The following is a 3,112-nucleotide window of genomic DNA, read 5'->3' on the forward strand; positions in this document are numbered from 1 at the left end:
TAATCATTGATTTTAGTACTTAAATATAAGAAAAATCAATGTGTAAAACAAAAAAAAACTGCCCGAAATTACTTTTCGGACAGCCTCTTTTTGTTACACTTTATTTTAGATTTTCCAAAATAGCTATAGACTCACTTGCTTTTGCAAACTCGGCGAATTTTAATGCTTTATAACCTTTTTCATTCTCCATACTGGGATCAGCTCCGTTTGCCAGTAAAACTCTAATGATTTCAAATTTATTAAAACGCGCTGCCAGCATTAAAGGCGACATGTCGTTTGATAACAAATTTACATTGACGCCATACTTAATCAATTTTTTCACGTTCTCAATGTCTCCTTCGCATACAGCATAATGCAAAGGTGAGCCTGCATAAGCATAAGCGTGATAATTAGTTTGATCTTTTACTGATAATTTAAGATTTGAGGCTTCTGATGCATTTGTAGATATAGCCAGGACCATAGCTAAAATAATTAATGATTTTTTCATGTTGATTGATGATTTTATGATTGATGATTTAAAATAAGAATTGATTAATAATTGATTAATAATTGCTTCTCAAAACTCTTACTTATTATAATAGACGACTAAATTGTATAATAGGTTGCACATAAATGCAAAAAAATTATAAATAAAAAAGTGCAACCCGGTAAAACCCGCATTGCACTTCATTTTATATCTCTACAAAAAATTATTTTATGCGAAATTTATTGGTATAAACATTCTTTAAATCATTCTCAAACAACGTATAAGGATCATTATAAAATTTTATAAAATCCGGAACACTAATCTGACCTGGAAAAGGAGCGTAAAAATGAGTTGGACTTGTACTGTCATTTCTCCAAACAAGAACATAAGCTAATTCAAGATTTTCAGATTTTAAAACCTTTAATAAGGTTTGTGTCCACCAGGTTTCATTCGGAATCGATTCTAAGCCAGTTTCTGTCAAAGCAGCAAGTTTATTCTTTTTGACAGCAAGATCAGAAACTATCCTGAGTTTTTTAATTGCTCCTGAAATATCATAATTCCCATCACGACCAAAATCGCCGTAATCATCCATGCCTAACATATCTACATAATCATCACCCGGATAACGCTCTAAGTAATCGTTTTCTGAATTGAACCTGACATCTGGTGAAAAAGCATAAATAAAATTATGCACACCCAAAATATCTTTTAAATAAGAAACTGTAAATTGCCAGACGGCTATAAAATCTTCCCGTGAAGTAAATTTCTTTCCCCACCAAAACCAATCACCGTCGAACTCATGATATGGCCTGAAAATCATTGGAACTAATTTGCCGTCTTTTGCCTTTACAGAATGTGCAAAATCTGCGATGGTTTTCAGAACGTCTTTATATTGCTCATGATAGGCACCGCCTTTTTTGATCAATGACATAGCAGCTACAGAGGTTGAATCTTTCCAATAAAAACTATTACCGGAAACAGGATTTATAAAATGCCACGAAACAGTTGTGATTCCGCCTCGTTCATAAGTGTCTGTAACATTCTTTTTGAGAATTGCGGCTGTCTTTTCAATTTCTTCTTTAGAATGTCCCGAAAATCCGCTAAAGTCAATTCCGATAACGGCGGGATGTGAACCTGTAACTGATTTTACATCTGATCTATCCCGTTCATTAGACCATCCGTGTCCGTATTCGAGAGCATGCTGATGCCCGAAAAGGATGTGTTTTTTTGAAATTGTTTTTAAATTTTCATATAACGCTTTTGTTTCTTTTGTTGCCTTTTTATCAATTTGCGCAAAAAGAAAATGCCCTGCTATCATCAATATAAATAGCAAGGCATTTTTTTTATTTCTAATAATTTTCATGGTTTAAAGAGTTAGTTTAAACCTGAAAATTACTCTTTAGTCTCTAGGTATTCTAATACGTTTTTATCAATACGTTGATCAATATTAGCAATATCCGCTTTTACAAATTTTTCTCCCAGGATTTTCTCGTATAATTCAATATATCTTTCAGAAACTGATTCAATATATTCATCTGTCATATCCGGGATTTGTTGTCCGTCCTGACCTTGAAAACCATTCTCGATCAACCAACGACGCACAAATTCTTTAGATAATTGTTTTTGTTCCTCTCCTGTATCCTGTCTGTCCTGATATCCGTCAGCATAGAAATAACGGGAAGAATCCGGTGTGTGAATTTCATCGATTAAAACAATTACTCCTTCTTTTGTTTTTCCGAATTCGTATTTAGTATCTACTAAAATCAATCCGCGTTCAGCAGCAATTTCAGTTCCCCTTTGAAATAAATCACGAGTATATTTTTCTAAAACAATATAATCTTCTTCACTAACGATTCCTTTAGCCAAAATATCTTCACGGGAAATGTCTTCGTCATGAGAACCATTATCAGCTTTTGTTGTTGGTGTAATAATTGGTTCCGGAAATTTATCATTTTCCTTTAAACCTTCAGCCATTGTTACACCGCAAATTTGTCTTTTTCCAGCAGCATATTCACGAGCAGCATGTCCTGAAAGGTATCCGCGAATAACCATTTCTACTTTAAAAGGCTCACATAAATGTCCAACAGCAACATTTGGATCAGGAGTTGCAATCAACCAGTTTGGTACAATATCCTCTGTTAGCTCCATGAATTTTGTAGCAATCTGATTTAGAATTTGTCCTTTATAAGGAATACCTTTTGGTAAAACCACATCAAAAGCCGAAAGCCTGTCTGTTGCTACCATTACTAAAAGTTCATCATTTATATTGTAAACTTCTCTAACTTTTCCTCGATAAACTGATTTCTGATCTGGAAAATTAAAATTTGTAGTTGTAATTGTATTGCTCATTATCGTTAGTTGTGTTGTTTTTTATGAATGCAAATTTAAAACTAATTAAAAGAGCAAGCAAGTTTTTTAGTTTGCAGTTTGCAGTCTCAATTTCAGTCGCGGTGTTCAGTCTCAGTGTTCAGTCTTTGCCTGAGCTTTGTCAAAGTTTAAAACCAAGAGTGTAAGGAACTTTATTTTATGCATTGAATGTCTCTATTTTAGTAGGATCCCCACCACAATGTATTACTATTTGTTGAATGATTTCATTTTGTAATTGATTACAAAATGAAATTTTGGGGATCTTATATCCTTTTAATT

3 protein-coding genes are annotated in these 3,112 nt (G+C 33.3%); all 3 read right to left on the reverse strand.

Translation table 11 applies throughout. From position 1 onward, the window contains the following. Nucleotides 1-100 precede the first annotated feature (100 nt). On the reverse strand, nucleotides 101-487 hold the full coding sequence (locus ACQKCJ_RS24680; protein ID WP_427403144.1) for an ankyrin repeat domain-containing protein: 387 nt from the start codon (nucleotides 485-487) through the stop codon (nucleotides 101-103). 202 nt (nucleotides 488-689) lie between these two features. Beyond that, nucleotides 690-1,829 carry a glycoside hydrolase family 26 protein gene (locus tag ACQKCJ_RS24685; RefSeq protein WP_427403145.1) on the reverse strand — a complete coding sequence of 380 codons (1,140 nt, stop codon included), beginning with the start codon at nucleotides 1,827-1,829 and terminating at the stop codon, nucleotides 690-692. A gap of 29 nt (nucleotides 1,830-1,858) precedes the next feature. Then, nucleotides 1,859-2,815, reverse strand: a complete 957-nt coding sequence (locus ACQKCJ_RS24690; protein ID WP_271338556.1) for a phosphoribosylaminoimidazolesuccinocarboxamide synthase — start codon at nucleotides 2,813-2,815, stop codon at nucleotides 1,859-1,861. Nucleotides 2,816-3,112 lie beyond the last annotated feature (297 nt).

It is taken from the genome of Flavobacterium sp. NPDC079362 (assembly GCF_050267765.1).
Taxonomy (GTDB): domain Bacteria; phylum Bacteroidota; class Bacteroidia; order Flavobacteriales; family Flavobacteriaceae; genus Flavobacterium; species Flavobacterium azizsancarii.

Bases quoted from the DNA above. Each gene is read 5' to 3' on its own strand.
- ACQKCJ_RS24680 (WP_427403144.1), bottom strand. From the start codon at position 487: ATGAAAAAATCATTAATTATTTTAGCTATGGTCCTGGCTATATCTACA.
- ACQKCJ_RS24690 (WP_271338556.1), bottom strand. From the start codon at position 2,815: ATGAGCAATACAATTACAACTACAAATTTTAATTTTCCAGATCAGAAA.
- ACQKCJ_RS24685 (WP_427403145.1), bottom strand. From the start codon at position 1,829: ATGAAAATTATTAGAAATAAAAAAAATGCCTTGCTATTTATATTGATG.